This window comes from Pseudomonas sp. SB113 (genome assembly GCF_040754745.1).
Classification (GTDB): Bacteria; Pseudomonadota; Gammaproteobacteria; order Pseudomonadales; family Pseudomonadaceae; genus Aquipseudomonas; species Aquipseudomonas grimontii.
In genome coordinates this window covers 32,053-48,283 of sequence record NZ_JBFMHW010000012.1, presented here as the reverse complement: position 1 = coordinate 48,283, position 16,231 = coordinate 32,053, and the positions used below count along the sequence as shown (strand labels likewise).

Here is a 16,231-nt window from a genome sequence, read left to right as displayed (position 1 = left end):
CCATGAGGAGTGCAGGCTCACCTTGGCCTGGCCCGCCAACGAAAAAAACCAATCAATCTTTCGCCTTTAGGAACGCAACATGAACCAGCTAAAACAGCAACAAGCCGCATTAATTCAAGAACTGGAAACATTGGAAGAAAGCCTGCCACAACTAGAGGCCGAATGGCGCAATGCACCCAGCGGATTCAGTGCGAATGGCAACGTAATTGGAAGCCCTAAAAGCCGCGAGGCTATGGAAAAATTATCAAGCGTCAAAGCCCGCATAGATCTGATTCCCCGTGAGCTGGCATCAATTGATAGCAAGCTTCAACACCTGGATAGGCTGGAAAAAATTGGTCAGGTCAAAGCTGACGCTATTCAAGCGATGACCGATGCAACCGTTGAAGTCGAAGCGCTGGAACGGAAAAAATCGCACCTGAACGGCAGGTTTCAGACAATTCAATCAGAAGCCGATCAAGCCCTGGAAAAGGCACAACAAGCCGAGCGCGATGCTGCAACGTCCTACGCCAAATGCCTCGCAAGCGGTGATGTCGAAGGGGAAAAATCAGCAAGCGGCGAAATGCAAAAGGCCGCTAAGCAGCTGGCAACAACGGACGAGCAGGTCAGGAGGCAAGACCTGATCCTCGGTGCCCTGCAAGTCGAGCTTGATACTCTTGAGGCTCAAATCACGAATGCTCGCCAACGTTGCGATGAAGCCAAGGCGACAGCATTGAGCGCGGTTGGGTTTGCATTGGATGAGGAGTGGAACACGGCGACCGAGCAACTGCTTGCTGTAGGCTCTCGGATACTTGCCATCAGCTACCTAAAGGGCGGAATGGGCGATGCCTTGTCTGGACTTGAGGTGCCTCGATTCGGCCCCTTCCATTCGAGGCTTGAACGCTCCGATTTGGCCGCGGTCGCCCGGAACATCTCTCTTGAAGACTTACTCACCGCATAACCCCGAATCAGCCCGCCCTCGCGGGCTGTTTACGCGTCCCAATATCGTGCATCACCTGGTGCAGACATAGAACGACAATCCACATGTAAATAAGCAGTTGCGTGGAGTCCATGCCTAATGAATGCGCCTTCACATGCCAAGCGCGCCCCAGCAGAGAGCGCGCACTCCCGAAAAGGTCGAAATCGGCCAAAGGCAGACACTTGGTGTGCCTAAGTTGAGGCCTTGCTGAGATTTTTTACCCGGCATTCCTGTGCTAAGGTACGCAGCGAAGTACTGATAGTTGCCATACACATCGAAAGTTCTTCAACATGAAAAGAAAATCACAGAAAGCGAGATCTAGAAATGCGGCGAGACAAACAAGTTTTATCGGTAAAAGTCGATAACTTTAAATCGCTGATAGACTTTGAACTCGATATTTCGGAGTTCACATGCCTAGTAGGCTACAACGGCGCCGGAAAAAGCACAATTCTCCAGTTATTTGATTTCATTGCGAGCTTATTTCAAGGCTCAACAGAGCGCTGGCTAAAGATGCGCAACTGGAAATCTGCCGATTTGACATTCAAGCCTAGTCGAAAACAATCTATATCGCTTAGGCTTATATTTCGTATAGAAAATAATTATTACTTTTGGATTGCCAGGTTCAATCGCACGAAACTGGCTTGCACGTACGAACATATTAGTCGTTCAGAAGAATCAAATGTAGTAGAGCTCTATGACGCAACTGATAAAGGCTATCGCCTTTATGGGGGCGAAACTAAATCTGTAGATTTCAATTATGTGGGCACTACCTTATCTCAAATAAAGCCTGAGGTTCTTGGAACTGAATTAACCTCAATAAAAAACTTTATCAGTGGATTTCGATCTCTTGATCTCCTGGCTCCAAACTTGATAAGGGAAAAGTCGAGAGCTGGCGAGCTCCCAGATATTGGACTGGGTGGCGAAAAACTGTCTGCTTTTTTACATGGACTTTCGACAAAAGATCGGAAAACTATCGTTAATGATCTGCGCAGATACTATCCGCAGCTCATAAATATACATACTGCGTCAGTTGCAGGTGGGTGGATCAAGGTAGAAATCGAAGAATCCATAAGTGGCGACGATACATTTAAGACTGAAGCTCGACACATAAATGATGGTTTTATGAGATTGCTGGCCATCTCGGCTCAGCGTTTCAGTTTAAACTCTTTTTTACTATATGATGAAATTGAGAATGGCGTCAATCCAGAAGTAGCCCAAATGTTGGTTGATGCACTGGTAGAGTCTCCCAAGCAAACGCTTGTGACGACTCACTCTCCAGTAGTGCTGAACTTCCTAAAGGATGACTTGGCTCGCAAAGCAGTTGTCTTTATTTACAAACGAGATGATGGCGTAACTCGGGCCATTCGGCTTTTTGACGTGCCAACTGCATTGAGTAAGCTAGACTTTCTTTCTCCCGGCGAGGTTATGATTGATATTCCTCATGCTGTCATAGCCCAAGAGGCAGAGGAAATCTTGGTAGCTAAGGCTAATAACCCCAAATGATCCGAGCAATTGCTGTGAGTGGAGAGGGAGTTACTGACCTTGGGGTTTCTCGACGAGGATTGGGAGTCAGTGAGGGTGCAGATATTGAGGTTGGTCCTACTCTTATACTGATTTACAAGCTAATTTATCTCTATGCACCCGATTGGTACCGAGATTTGTATGAGTGGACTGCCGACGTTCCGATACCAACATATCTAATAAGCAGGGGCGAGAGGTCTCGAGTTACGAAAACACTTAAGCCCAACCTATTTCAAACACACTCTAATGGGAGAGGGGGTATTGAACATGCAAAAGGCGCTTGGGCATTGGGACAGATAGCAATGGAAAATGGTGCCGACCTGTGTATTTATTTCCATGACACAGATGGTACCCGAGCTTTGCTGCGCAGATCACCAGACCTTCAGGAAACAATTGTCAATGGAACCTACAAGGGATTTGAGATACAAAATATCACCGGTATAGCAATGGTTCCAAAGCCGACTTCTGAAGCGTGGTTTATCTGCCATGCTGGCACCCCTCCCTACCAGCACTGCCACCTTTTGGAAACTAGCTTGGCAGGGAATCAGGACTCCGAAGAGCGCTCTCCCAAAGTGCATTTAGCAAACTTGCTGGGAAGGGAGGAACTTGTACGGGATGATTTAATTGAATTAGCACGCGCTGTCGACGTAGAAAGACTAGATATGCCTAGTTTCAACCAATTCAAAAACGATATTAAAAAGGCGATGGAGTCTATTTTTGGACCTAGAGATCGATAGCGGTCGTGAAATTTTCCCACGTTCAGCTCGAGCATTTTTAGTTGTGATCAAACGCCTCCCAACGCAGATGGTGGCGACAGGTATAATCGTCCAGAAGCAGCCGCTCACAAGCGATCAGTTTTGGCCTTAAGCAGTCCTTGCCGGAGGTCAACGGTCACTAGCGTACGTCTTACATAATCAAATTACCATCTTCGGGCTGCAAATCAGCGTACGCGTAAACATTTCAAAGGTGCTGTTGCACCTTGAGTGGTAGATGCTCTGGAATACTTGACATCAAGCCGTTCGCCCGGGCTCACCAATGCTTTTCAATAGGGCGTTATATTGGACAGGATCTGAAGCGTATATCTTATCCAAGACATAGTTAGCCACCTTAGAAATCTCGGGAATTTCTACTGGTTTAAAGCTTCTGTCTGGGACAGCCTCCAAGTGAGAGAACTCATTGTTAAGACGATTGACAAGAGCAATCGCCGTATCCTCCTCTCCAAAGAACTTCTTTATCCGCTCAAAAGTGTCGTTCCTATCGTCATGGTATGGGTACTTGAAGAAAAGAAAAGCCTCTAAAAACTTTCGCAAATTGTTGCCAAACCCAAAAAAAGGCTCATGGCTAATTTGTGAGGCGGCTTGATCTTTGCACTTATAGATCTGATGAAACAGGTAGTGAAATTCAGTGATGTAGTCTTTGAGATAAGACGGCATGAGCAGGATATTGCTTGTTGCCCCATTGCGCTCAATCATGAAATGCTCGTGGTCGTAGACGCTCTTGGTCTTACCCTCACTCGCAGATATTTTTTTGGTTGGAATGGATAGACGCTTGAGATATTTGAGAAAATCCAAATTGTGTGTTGAGATGAAAAGCTGCTTATAGCGATAGCCGTTTGAACCATCAATTCTTTTTATGGGTTTAGCGATCAAGCTTTCAATCAAGCTTTCAATCAAGCTGAACATAAAAAATATATGGTTGCTGTCCAAGCTTGAAATTGGGTCGTCAATGTAGATTATCAGCTCCTTACCTTTGCTTTCAGGATCATCTAATTTCGCCATAAAGTAACAGAATGCAATCAAACTGCATTCGCCTTCGCTCAGGTTGTACGCAGCTTTGCCATCTCGTGTTATCTCGAACTTGACAGTTGCCTTGTCAGCGCTGTCACGAGGCTCGAGTTTGAGGCCGTCATGACCAAAGAAGTTGTTGAGCAAGGAGTTGACTCGCTCCGCCCCTTTGCGTTCATCCTTCTGTTTGGCTCTTAAGGTTTGGACCTCTGCCTCGGCGTCACGAACTTCCTTTTCTGCGTCCGTGTATGCCGTGCCTGCGGTATCCGCCCTAGTCTTGAGAGTCGTTATGCGGGCAAGTTCCGTGTCATAAGTAATCGTATTTGCAAATGCAAACACGTCAGCCAAACGAAGCACGTCTCTGGCGGCAGTCTTGTCTTTTTCCAGAGTTTTTGTCTTGCCATTGTTTGTGGCAATCAAAGTATTGATGGAGTCCACATGCTTCTGGATTTCTTTGGGGTCATGCAATGACGGAAGCAGTGCCACTGAGTGGAACAGATTGTTTTTTCGTGTTTCCAGCAACGTCCTGAGCGCTTCCAAGTCTTGTTTGTAGACAACCAATGCTTCGGCAAGAGCCTTGCTGCTCGTGTCAAACACAGCACGTTCCTCTGTGTAGAACTGATCGCTTGTCAACGAAACGAAGCTACCGACGGCCATAATCTCGCCATTGACTGAGGTGAGGTGATGGCCTTGTCCAAAGAGGTTTCAAGATCACCGGATTCCTTGCTGAAGTGCTCGTCCAGCTTCTGCCAAAGGTCATGAGGCAAGCTCTGCCGGCAGAAGGCACAGACTTCGCGTTTATCACGGTGGTGGGCGATACCTTGCTTGACCCACAGTTGCAATACGCTGTCGTTGAGTAGTTCTTGAATGGGCGTGGTCGGCGTGATCACTTTGGACAGAATCGGCTCGGCTTGATTTTTCAAGTAGTCAAACTGGAGGGTAATGACAACCGTATCTGTTATGTCAGGCAAAGCTTCTTGTTTGAGCAGAGCAAGTTTGCCAGCCTGCTCCTGAAGCGTCAGCGGGACGAATTCAGCCTTCCTAGTGGCGGCAATGTCGCGTCTGATGTGGTCGATGTTGTAAACAGGAACTCCGTACTGGAGGTTCTTCTTGATCTTGTCAGCGGCTTGTGCGCGCAACTTGCCTTCGAGTGCAGTGAAAGCGGTACTGTGGTCGGTCTTCGTGCGGTCGCGCTCTTCTCTCTTGGCTTCAAGGTCAAAGCGAAGGCCACCCTTCGCCTCAGCTCTCCCCAGCTTGGTCTCAATGGCAGCAATAGCATCGTCAATCCCCTTATTTTGCTCGCCAACTATGGCGAAGGTCTTTATCTCGCCGCCATCCTCATTGACCAAGAAGCTGAGATTATCAGTCACAAAGTCGCGGTTGTAGACCCTCACGTCATAGCCGTGGGTCATTAGGCCTGAGCAAGTGACTGCGCCCTTGTCGCCCGTAACGGTAAAGGACGAACCAACGTAGTTCGAGGGGAGTTTATGCGTTTCCAGTGCACGAAAGACACGAGATAGGGTCGTCTTGCCTGAGTAGTTGCGCCCGTAGAGGATATTCAGACGATGGAAGGTCTTAACGTTTTTTCCGCTGTCCCTCACAGTTTCATTCCAGTCAAACCCTGAAAAGCTGCCGAAACTTAAGATATCTATCTGTTTGATCATTGATCCAATCCTACCTTGGTAGACTTTCCATGCGGGCAACTGATCGTTATTTCAGTCTACTAGAGCACTATATAGCAGACTGCGCAAGTGGCCGCTTCTCGCCGGTTTCGGCCTGTAGCAAGAGGCTTATGGACGTCAAATAGAGCCCTCTAGAGAGGGTTCTATTTTTCGGAATTAAGGGCTACTTATCCTCCTCCTTTTTATTACCAACCTTTTTATCTGTATAATCTTTAGCTTTTTTCTTAACCTGCTCTCTTTGAGTTTCTATAGCATCTAATAAATCTGTCGTAATCGCCTTGTCAGGACTTTCAGAGATAGAGAGAGAAACCTGCTGAAATACTTCATCTTTAGGCGCGGTAAACACTACCCAGGAATCATATATTTTTTTGACATCGTAGTTACCTCCAGCCTTTATGTGCTGAATTTCGATAGGCTGTATATGACTTCCAAGCGTGGTAATAATAGTTAACCTTCTCTCTACACTATCAACTGTCCACTTATGGAGGGCATGGGGATAGAAGAGGTTTTGAGGTACGGCAGCAAAAGTGTTTATTTCAGAATCTGGAGTCACAACTATGTGCATTTCGTATACAAGAGATGGAGCACCAACAAGCCCCTTGAACGGCTTGTCCTCATCTTTACTTTCAATAGTTGGAACGATTGACTGATAGGAAAGCAGATTTTCTCTACTTGCCCCCGTCTCGTTCACAAAGTCATCGAGGGCCTTGGTGTCAGCATAATTTTTGTATATGCCGGAGATCAAAATTACACAAAGATCATTCCCGGACGCTTGGAGAATTGCTATATTTTCTTTGTCAAATCTCTCCCCAAATTTGTGTTTATTGTTATCTATTAGCTTCTTCAGCTCTTCGTCCTTGGTTGTATTTTTACGATCTTTTTTAAGGTACCAGGTAGTTAGTTTTGTGATCTCACTATCAACAAACTGTTGTTTTTTTAGGGCCTTTGAATCACTTTCCTCCTTGGGCGGCCATGCAGCGGGTAGGGTATCGTAGGCTAGAAGTGCTGAACCTTTCACAGTAACATCAGCATTGAGATATGCATTGTATTCTTTTAGCTTGTCAAATCCATAATCAATAGTTTTTTCGACAAGCGTCGGAAGGAGAAGAGCAACCAACGCTCCTGATTCAGGTGCTTTTGTCTTGTAATTACAAGCGTAACCGCGCTTGATGAATACCTTGGTTTTTGCCATCACTGGGTCTTTGTCGATTTTATCGTAATTTACAGGCCCAGTATAAAAAACATCGGAAGTTGGGGCACCGGAGCATCCAGCAATTAACGCACCAACTAAAAATATCAATTTTTTCATTTTGGCAAGTCCTCGGCAGTTATGAGTTTTGCGTAATTGACCTTCTTGCTAGTGACTTCGCACTTATTTAGCTCGCCATCTGCTCCAGAGTGAATCCCTATAAGAATGATCTTATCTTTTTCTTGATCGTATCTATATATCGGCGCGCCCGAAAAGCCTCTAACAGTACTGCATGTATGAATGATGCAACTGGCGTTATCTTTCATCAGGCTCATACAGAAGCCTTCGTTGTATGGGCTCCACATTACCAAATCGTTATATCTGAGCTTTGCATAACTTGGGGAAACAGCTTCGTTCGAGTAAATCGATTCTGGCTCAAATATACCGGCAAGCTTTGCACCATACGGAATGCCAGGGATAAAAATTGGATTATCCCATCTTATCTCTACCTCTTTAGAAAGTATTGTTGGAATCTCTGCAGATGTTGGTGTCTCGGCGTACAAATACGCTATATCACAAGGTTGCTGCTGGCAGTTGGCAGGGACAGCTTTAATGATTTTCACTTTTTTGTTTTCAACGACAATACGCAATATATCAAGATTCCATTTGACATCATCCAAACAGTGCTTTGCCGTAATCCAAAGACCGCTTCGTACAACAGATACATCGCAGCGATGAATATCTGATGTGGTAACTAATGAAGAGAGACTGGAAAGTCCTCTGGTATATGTTTTATCAATACTCACGTATGGTGTTATTTTCAAAACTGCATTGGAGAGAGACGTAAAACACTTGGCAATTTGAAGTATTTGCAATCCATCATTGAGCTCGCCTTTACAGTCAATTGACTGTTTTAGCCTTTCCTCCTCAATTTCCAGGGGAATAACCACTCCTAATACTTTTGCTTCCTTTGCCCCTGCTTCACCGCGAATTGTCTGGTCAAAGACCCTATACTTTTCTCTGAATGGACTACCTGCTTTTCCGTTCTCTGACATTACTCCATAATTCGATCCTCGAATTCTCGAAACCATGTCCGGGTCACGGTCAAGTCGTTCAGTCACGATTCTGTCTGTGATATCCCGTCCTTCGCGGAGAGCATTGCCATAAATAAAGAGTTGGTTCTCCCCTTGAGTCGGAGGATATTTTGATTGAAGCTCATTTAAAGCTTTGATCTTCAATTCTTGCTGATTGCTGTACTGACCGACGTCATCAGCGGATGCAGAGAGAACTATCAGTGCTAACGCTAGCGGTATACACCTGAACATAATTGGCATCCATTCTGAGAGTGGTTCACTAACTATTAGCTCACGCAAATAAAATCGTCCAGTTTTCTCAGATTTGTTACAGATTGCAGTTTTTTTGGCGTCAAAAATACATATCAGAATTATTTTCCCTCGCACTTCTTGCCTATGCTCAAAGAGCTCAACACCTGCAATACCAACTTCCCCCCCCTGGCCCCGTAAGCGGATAAACCTTCAGCGATAGAGTTCATGGTTTTGCTTTTCCCACTTGAAAACTCCAGGCCCCCTGGGAGAGTTGACTAGATACGTGGTCGGAAACCCGCCGGAGCGTGTTAGCGAAAGGGCACCCAAGTTAGTGAACAGATGAAGCTGGTGAACTCCAGTTCACCTGTGCATATGCCCTACCCTTTCAGCCATCTGCGAGTACCGTTACCAATACGGTAAAGAAGCCCTTTTTTCTTCAAGATCCTTTCAATTTCAACATTGAAATTTCAGTAAGCTGGTGTGGATGCTGCTACCACGATCCCGCGGGTTTCATGCCCCGTGTGAAGCGAAAACTCTCAGGGTCCCCAGCGTGATTTCCTCTCATCGAAAGGCGGAGCCGACGAAATTCGCTTGGTAGGCCGGAGCGCAAAGCGGCCGCACACAACCCAGGATGCTGGCTTTGCCGTTACACGCATGGGCAGCGTTACATCGGATGTACGCGATGTTGCTCGACTGTGTAACGGGCGTGAAAGCCAATGAAACCGGGCGTTTTGTGAAGGGCGTTACACCCGTAACACCGGTTACACCAGTTTTGGAGGGGGGAAGGATATGTGCTCTCATACAGCCATTCAAAATTGGCCCTACACCACATTGTTGGCCTCTCGTGAATCAAGATGACCGGCGTGATTTCCGATCACCAGGTGGTGAGGAGAGCTGATATGCAACGCCACTGGTTGGAGGTAGATTGACTACCTGACAACACGGTGGGAGAGCATCATGGAAGACACCCCCTTTACTTGCGTAATTACTCAAGCGCATGAATGAAAACCAACTGGCGCTGGGGGCAGCTATCGAGGAGCTGTCAAACTGGGTTGAGCAAAGAGGATCCACAGAAGTGGCACAGAACATCCGAGGGGCACTAGAAACCCTGGATGGGAATGCAGGATTCATCACCCTTGCCCTTGCCTCATTGTCGGCAGAAGGTCGGACAAAGAAGTGACTACCTGGCCGAATGGCTACACATCACCTACCAACTGGTGGTGCTTTACCTAGTGGGAATACCACTACATCTGTAGGCAGAAGCAAGCAGCGTGTATGCCTACATGTATGCCTAACTGATATCCTCCGAACAAAACCCTTTAAATACAGAGCATTGCAAGATCAGTTCAAATGACTGTGTACCACCAAGTACTAAAAACGGCTTACCGCAAGGTAGGCCGTTTTTTTATGCCTCGAAGAAAGTGCCTGGGGCATACTCGCAGCCCCCATCCCTGGATACAGAACTGAGCCAACAGGATGTCCCTTCATGAGCCTTGATGTGTTCGCAATCATCATGCTGGGCGCTGCGTTGCACGCCACTTGGAATGCCGTGGTCAAGGGCGGTGACGACAAGCTGCTGACCACGTGCATGATCGCGTCCATCGCATCGCTGATTGCAGCAGCGGTCATTCCGTTTCTGGCGTTGCCGGCAAAGGAAAGTTGGCCCTTCATCGGCGCGTCGGTGATTTTGCAGGTGATGTATTTCGTGCTGGTCGCCTCGACCTACCGTATTGCCGACATGAGCCAGACCTACCCGATCATGCGGGGCACCGCGCCGTTGCTGGTGGCGACAGCGAGCGTAGGGCTGTTGTCCGAATCCCTGTCCTCATTTGCCTGGCTCGGCATTGCCATCATCTGCATCGGCATTTTGAGCATGGCTGCCGCCCCCGGCACCGGTCAGCGAAAAGGAATCCTCCTAGCGCTGGTCAATGCGGCGGTCATCGCCGGCTACACCCTTATCGACGGTGTGGGTGTGCGCAAATCCGGCGCCCCGGCGGCCTACACGCTGTGGATATTCCTGCTCACCGGCATTGCGCTTGCCGTGTGGGCAGTTGCCGTCAGGCGGCGTGAATTCTGCCGCTACCTGGCGCGCCACTGGCGCCCTGGCGTTATCGGTGGCTTCGGCACCGTCGTGTCCTACGGCCTGGCGCTTTGGGCAATGACGGCAGCACCGATCGCCACGGTCTCAGCGCTCCGGGAGACGTCGATTCTGTTTGGCGTGGTAATCTCGGCGCTGGTGCTCAAGGAGCGACTGACCCGCCGCCGTATCATGGCTGCGTGCATCATTGCCGGCGGGGCTATGGTGTTGCGACTGGGCTGAGGCGCCACCGCCACTCGGCTCTTACGCCCCCCGACGGGTCGGCCTATCCTCGGTTAGGCCGCTTTTGACGCCCTCCCTTGCCACTGTTAGTGTCCAGCCTCCCCCACACACGGAGTGCTTCACGGTGAAACTGGACATCTACCAAGTCGACGCCTTCAGCCAACATATCTTCGGCGGCAACCCTGCCGCGGTATGCCCGCTCACCGAGTGGCTGCCCGATGAGCAACTGCAGCATATCGCCGCCGAAAACAACCTCTCCGAAACCGCCTACTTCGTGCCCCGCGATGGGTTCTATGAGTTGCGCTGGTTTACCCCGCAAGTCGAAGTCGACCTGTGCGGCCATGCCACGCTGGCGACGGCGTGGGTGTTGATTCACGCGCTGGCGGACGCACCACAGGTGCTGCGCTTTGCCACCCGCAGCGGCGAGCTTCGGGTGACGCGCAATGGCGATGAACTGGCGATGGATTTCCCCGCCCGGCAGCCACAGCGCTGCGAACCGCCCGCCGGAATGTTGAGTGCCCTGGGGATCGAGCGCGCCGACGTGTTCGGCACCGATGACTACATCGTGCTGGTGGACGACGAAGCCCAGGTCGCCGCGCTGACGCCTGACTTTGCGCAGCTCAAGGGCCTGCCCAAGCGCGGGATTGCAGTCACCGCCAAGAGCACCCGGTTTGATTTCATTTCGCGCTGGTTCGGGCCGAATGTGGGGATCAATGAAGACCCTGTCACCGGGTCCGCGCACACCTCGCTGGCGCCATTCTGGGCCGAGCGCCTGGGCAAGTCGCGCTTGACGGCCGAGCAAGGGGGCCAGCGCAAGGGCCAATTGCACTGCGAGCTGCAGGGCGACCGCGTGATTATTTCCGGCAAGGCGGTGCTGTACATGCAAGGCACGATTTACCTGTAAACCGCAGTACCCAAGGACAACAGATCATTCTCAAAATGAACGGAGTTCAGCACGTGTTTTCGATTTCCCGCCGCCTACTGTCGCTCATGGCGGCAGCCCTTACCCTGGCTGCCTGCCACACCCCGGTCAACGAACAGCCACCGGCGCCGGAGTTGGGCTCGGGCTATCGCACCGACCTCGGCACCCGTCATGCCGAGCGCCATATGGCCGCCGCCGCCAACCCGCTGGCGGCCGAGGCCGGACGCGAGATGTTGCGCCAAGGCGGGTCGGCGATTGACGCCGCCATTGCGATGCAGGCGGTGTTGACCCTGGTGGAACCACAATCCTCCGGCATTGGCGGCGGTGCGTTCATCATGCTGTGGGATGGGAAAAACGTGCACGCCTATGACGGCCGCGAAACGGCCCCGGCCGGCGCGACCGAGCGGTTGTTCCTGAACACCGACGGCACGCCGATGGCCTTCACCGACGCGCAGATCGGCGGGCGCTCGGTGGGCACGCCAGGGGTGCTGCGGGCCCTGGAAATGGCCCATAAGAAGACCGGCCGCCTGCAATGGGCCAAGCTGTTCGAACCGGCGATTCGCTTATCGGAACAGGGCTTCGCGATCTCGCCGCGCTTGCACAGCCTGATCGCCGCAGACCGCTTTATCGCACAATCGCCGGAGATGGCGGCCTATTTCCTGAATGCCGATGGCACGCCTAAAGCCACCGGTACACGGTTGAAAAACCCGGCGCTGGCCGCTGTGTTCAAGCGCATTGCCCAGGAAGGGCCGGACGCCCTGTACCACGGGCCGATTGCCGATGAGATTGCGCGCAAGGTGCAGGGCAACCGCAATGCGGGCAGCCTGACTCAAGCGGACCTCAAGGGCTATGTCGCCAAGGAACGCGTGCCGTTGTGCACCGATTACAAACGCTGGAAAGTCTGTGGCATGCCGCCGCCGTCCTCAGGCGGGATTGCGGTCGCGCAGATTCTCGGCACATTGCAGGCCTTGGAAGCCCGCGCCCCGCACCTGGCCATCGCACCGATGACACCGATAAAAAGCGCCTCGCCTGCCGGGCTTGAGCCCACGTCTGAGGCCGTACACCTGATCGCCGAAGCCGGTCGCCTGGCCTTTGCCGACCGCGCGTTGTACGTGGCAGATGCGGACTTCACGCCGGTACCGGTTGCCGGCCTCGTCGCCCCGACCTACCTGGCACAGCGTGCCACGCTGATCGGCGAGCGCAGCATGGGCATCGCCAAGCCAGGCCGACCGGCCGGCATTCAAGTCGCGTACGCACCAGACCGTTCGCCACTGCGAATCTCCACGTCACAAGTCGTCGCCGTAGATGACCAGGGCGGCGCCGTGTCGATGACCACCACGGTGGAAGCCGCGTTCGGTTCCCATGTGATGGTCCAGGGCTTCTTGCTCAATAACCAGATGACCGACTTCTCATTCATCCCCGAAGAAAACGGCCAGCCGGTCGCCAACCGCGTGCAACCCGGCAAACGCCCGCGCTCGGCCATGGCGCCGACCCTGGTGTTCGACCGCGAGAGCGGTGAGTTGCTGGCCACCCTCGGTTCGCCGGGCGGCTCGCAAATCATCGAGTACGTGAGCAAATCCCTGGTGGCGATGCTCGACTGGAACCTCGACCCGCAAGCCGCCATCGGCCTGCCCAATTTCGGCAGCCGCAATGGGGCAACCGAGCTGGAGGCGGGCTTGTTCAGCCCAGGCCTGAAGCAGGTGTTGAAGGACAAGGGCCATGAGCTGAGCGAGATAGACATGACCAGCGGCATCCAGGCCATCGTGCTCAAGCGGGACGCCCTGGGCAAGGTGTCGCTGAGCGGTGGCGCCGATCCTCGGCGTGAAGGCGAAGCGCTCGGCGACTGACTTTATTGAACGGAGGTGATCCCTTGCATCAGGCTGAAAATCTCGCTGCCATCCCTGGCATCGACCACGGTTTCTGTTCGATCGATGACCCGCTACGCCCGGATGAGGTGTTCATCTGCAAGCAAGTCCACAGCGCCTCGGTGATTGAATGGCAGGCCGGCCAGGTGGCCAATACGATCGAGGCCGATGGTGTGTTGACGCACCACGCTCACCCGATCGCGGTGATCACCGCAGATTGCCTGCCCATTCTGTTCGCGTCGAAAACGGGCGAACGGGTGGCCGCAGTCCATGGCGGCTGGAAGGGGCTGCAACGCGGGATTATCGCCAACGTCATGCAGCGCTTTGCTGCCGAGGGAATTGCAGCCGACCAGCTGCAAGTGGCTATCGGCCCATCGATCAAGCCGTGCTGTTATGAAGTGAGCGAAGGCTTTATCGCCGACTTCCAAAGTGACCAAGGGCACCTGTGGCAACACGTCCAGGCACCGTGGAGCTTCGTGCAACCAGCACCGCTGCGGTCCCCGGAAATTACCCCGCCCCATGCACGGCAAGCAGGCAGTGCGTGGTTTGATTTGAGCGGGTATGGGTTGTTGTTGCTGCACGCGGCGGGCGTCAAGCGTGAGCAGATCGAAGTGAGCGAGGTGTGCACCTACTGCACGTCGCCGACGTTTGCCAGCTACCGAAGAAGGACGCATCAGCCGGAGGAAGCGAAGACGTTGATTTATTCGTGGATTGCTCGTAAAGACTGACACGAGAAGGCCTACAACACTCTTTCTCAAATCCTCGACATGTCTTCAGATCGCAAAATGCCATGTCATTTTTTGCGATAACCCCCCTCTTGAGCGGCGCCTTTTCACCTGCGATTTTCTGGCCCGCACTTTCTTGCCAGGGGCTACGTCAAAGACGTAGAATTTCTCGTGTTAACGATCATAGAATCTCCATTGTTCAGCAAACTATGGCCTGACTATTGGAGCGAAGATGAAAAGGGTATTTTCATGGCGTTTCTTGCCAGCCATCCCGATGCCGGGAATGTTATTCCTGGCTCGGGCGGTTGCCGAAAAGTACGCTGGTGCTTGGAGGGTCAGGGCAAAAGGGGAGCAGTGCGAGTCATCTACACCACTCAATTGGCTTGCGGAGCAATAGTAGCCCTACTGATTTACGGCAAGGGCGCTACGGAGAATATTCCAGCGCACATCCTGTACAAAATTGCGAAGGAGATGAACCATGCCACTCACTGATAAACAACTGAAGGAACGTGACGCCAAACGCAATATCGGCGAAGAATTACTGAGCGCTATTCAGGATGTTAAAGCAGGACGCTACGGCGCCGTGCAGCAGATCGAAATCACTCAAGCTGCCGAAGCAAGAAGCAAGACAGGACTGTCGCAACCCAAATTTGCCGAGCTTTTGGGGGTTTCGGTAAGAACCCTTCAAGAGTGGGAACAGGGGCGTCGTTCCCCCTCCGGTGCAGCACGCTCACTGCTGCATATTGCGGCCATAAGACCAGACGTTTTTCGGGAAGTCCTCAGTAACGCCTGATGGCGTTACTGGCCACTCCCTGAGGATCAACGGCTGATCCTCAACCCCTTACGCCCCGCATGCCGCTCCAACGCCAGCTCGATCAACCGGCTCACCAACTCGCTATAGCTCATCCCCGCCGCCTGCCATAACTTGGGGTACATGCTGATGCGGGTGAAGCCGGGCAGTGAGTTGATTTCGTTGATCAGCACTTCGCCGTCGTCGGTCAGGAACACATCGACCCGCGCCAATCCCGCGCAACCCAGCACGTCAAACGCCTCGAGGGCCAAGCGGCGAATACGCTCACTGGCTTCATGGCTGATATCTGCCGGCACCACCACTTGCGCCGCCTGGCCGTCAATGTATTTGCTGTCGTAGGAGTAAAAGCCGCTGCTCACCACGATCTCGCCGCAGCCGCTGGCGACCGGGTTTTCGTTACCCAGCACAGCGCATTCTATTTCGCGCCCGCGCACGGCGGATTCCACCAGCACCTTTTGATCAAAGCCTAGGGCCAGTTCGACAGCGGCGTGGTACTCAGCCTCGTTGCCAACCTTGCTCACGCCCACCGAAGAACCCTGGTTGGCCGGTTTGACGAACATTGGCAGGCCGAGTTTATTCACCGCCGTTTCAAAGGACGTACGTGCGGCGTTGCTGCGGGTCAGGGTGATGAACGGCGTCACGGCAATACCGGCATCACGCAGCAGGCGTTTGCTGATGTCCTTGTCCATGCACACCGCCGAGCCGAGCACGTCGGAGCCGACGAAAGGCAGGTCAGCCATGCGCAGCAGGCCTTGCAGGCAGCCGTCTTCGCCGAGGGTGCCGTGGACGATGGGGAAGATCACGTCGATGTGTTCCAGCACGCCTTGGCCGGCGGTTTCCACCACTTGCTGGCTGGCCTTGCCGGGCACCACCGCCAGTTCACGGTTGGATTGGTTAAGGGCGATGAGCGCCGGGCTTTCCTGGTTGATCAGGAAGTTCGAGGTGTCATTGAGGTGCCAGTGGCCGGCCTTGTCGATGCCGATCAGGACTGGCTCGAAGCGTGTGCGGTCGAGTGCATCGACAATATTGCGCGCCGACTGCAACGAGACTTCGTGCTCAGCCGAACGACCACCAAAAATAATCCCTACCCGCACCTTGCTCATGACCCGGCCTCACTGTTGAAAGTAAGGCT

Annotated in this window: 15 protein-coding genes; 10 read left to right on the top strand and 5 right to left on the bottom strand. The window is 52.3% G+C overall.

Going from position 1 to position 16,231, the window contains the following annotated elements:
• The first annotated feature begins 79 nt into the window (after positions 1-79).
• From AB1462_RS17105 to AB1462_RS17095, 3 genes are all read left to right on the top strand, one after another.
• Complete coding sequence (locus AB1462_RS17105) at positions 80-937, top strand: hypothetical protein (RefSeq protein ID WP_367247429.1); 858 nt, start codon at positions 80-82, stop codon at positions 935-937.
• Positions 938-1,279: 342 nt separating this feature from the next.
• On the top strand, positions 1,280-2,458 hold the full coding sequence (locus tag AB1462_RS17100; RefSeq protein ID WP_367247428.1) for an AAA family ATPase: 1,179 nt from the start codon (positions 1,280-1,282) through the stop codon (positions 2,456-2,458).
• Positions 2,459-2,778: 320 nt separating this feature from the next.
• On the top strand, positions 2,779-3,213 hold the full coding sequence (locus AB1462_RS17095; protein WP_367247427.1) for a hypothetical protein: 435 nt from the start codon (positions 2,779-2,781) through the stop codon (positions 3,211-3,213).
• 273 nt (positions 3,214-3,486) lie between these two features.
• Here the strand turns inward: AB1462_RS17095 and AB1462_RS17090 are convergent, their stop codons facing one another.
• From AB1462_RS17090 to AB1462_RS17075, 4 genes are all read right to left on the bottom strand, one after another.
• Positions 3,487-4,917: an AAA family ATPase gene (locus AB1462_RS17090; RefSeq protein WP_367247425.1), complete on the bottom strand. Its 1,431-nt coding sequence runs from the start codon at positions 4,915-4,917 to the stop codon at positions 3,487-3,489.
• Entirely contained in the window at positions 4,890-5,924 is a 1,035-nt protein-coding gene (locus tag AB1462_RS17085; protein WP_367247423.1) for an AAA family ATPase, read from the bottom strand. Before AB1462_RS17085 ends, AB1462_RS17090 begins: the two co-directional genes overlap by 28 nt.
• A 181-nt stretch (positions 5,925-6,105) precedes the next feature.
• The gene (locus AB1462_RS17080; protein WP_367247422.1) at positions 6,106-7,251 is read right to left on the bottom strand and encodes a hypothetical protein; all 1,146 of its coding nucleotides are present in this window, start codon (positions 7,249-7,251) and stop codon (positions 6,106-6,108) included.
• Positions 7,248-8,504, bottom strand: coding sequence for a hypothetical protein (locus tag AB1462_RS17075; protein ID WP_367247421.1), 1,257 nt, complete (start codon positions 8,502-8,504; stop codon positions 7,248-7,250). Before AB1462_RS17075 ends, AB1462_RS17080 begins: the two co-directional genes overlap by 4 nt.
• Positions 8,505-9,453: 949 nt before the next feature.
• On the opposite strand from AB1462_RS17075, the gene AB1462_RS17070 reads away from it, so the two are divergent.
• The 7 genes from AB1462_RS17070 to AB1462_RS17040 all read left to right on the top strand — a co-directional run bounded on the left by AB1462_RS17070 (position 9,454) and on the right by AB1462_RS17040 (position 15,081).
• Positions 9,454-9,636 carry a hypothetical protein gene (locus tag AB1462_RS17070; RefSeq protein WP_367247419.1) on the top strand — a complete coding sequence of 61 codons (183 nt, stop codon included), beginning with the start codon at positions 9,454-9,456 and terminating at the stop codon, positions 9,634-9,636.
• Positions 9,637-9,942: 306 nt separating this feature from the next.
• Positions 9,943-10,776: a DMT family transporter gene (locus AB1462_RS17065; protein WP_259192599.1), complete on the top strand. Its 834-nt coding sequence runs from the start codon at positions 9,943-9,945 to the stop codon at positions 10,774-10,776.
• Between the two features lie 124 nt (positions 10,777-10,900).
• Complete coding sequence (locus AB1462_RS17060) at positions 10,901-11,680, top strand: PhzF family phenazine biosynthesis protein (RefSeq protein ID WP_259192602.1); 780 nt, start codon at positions 10,901-10,903, stop codon at positions 11,678-11,680.
• A gap of 35 nt (positions 11,681-11,715) precedes the next feature.
• On the top strand, positions 11,716-13,545 hold the full coding sequence (gene ggt / locus AB1462_RS17055; RefSeq protein ID WP_315337420.1) for a gamma-glutamyltransferase: 1,830 nt from the start codon (positions 11,716-11,718) through the stop codon (positions 13,543-13,545).
• 23 nt (positions 13,546-13,568) lie between these two features.
• Positions 13,569-14,291 carry a peptidoglycan editing factor PgeF gene (gene pgeF / locus AB1462_RS17050; protein ID WP_367247417.1) on the top strand — a complete coding sequence of 241 codons (723 nt, stop codon included), beginning with the start codon at positions 13,569-13,571 and terminating at the stop codon, positions 14,289-14,291.
• Between the two features lie 168 nt (positions 14,292-14,459).
• Positions 14,460-14,780, top strand: coding sequence for a transcriptional regulator (locus AB1462_RS17045; protein ID WP_131700439.1), 321 nt, complete (start codon positions 14,460-14,462; stop codon positions 14,778-14,780).
• Entirely contained in the window at positions 14,767-15,081 is a 315-nt protein-coding gene (locus AB1462_RS17040) for a helix-turn-helix domain-containing protein (RefSeq protein ID WP_090409699.1), read from the top strand. The genes AB1462_RS17045 and AB1462_RS17040 overlap by 14 nt, the downstream gene beginning before the upstream one ends.
• 26 nt (positions 15,082-15,107) lie before the next feature.
• Here the strand turns inward: AB1462_RS17040 and ddlA are convergent, their stop codons facing one another.
• Positions 15,108-16,202: a D-alanine--D-alanine ligase gene (gene ddlA, locus AB1462_RS17035; RefSeq protein WP_367247415.1), complete on the bottom strand. Its 1,095-nt coding sequence runs from the start codon at positions 16,200-16,202 to the stop codon at positions 15,108-15,110.
• Positions 16,203-16,231: the final 29 nt, after the last annotated feature.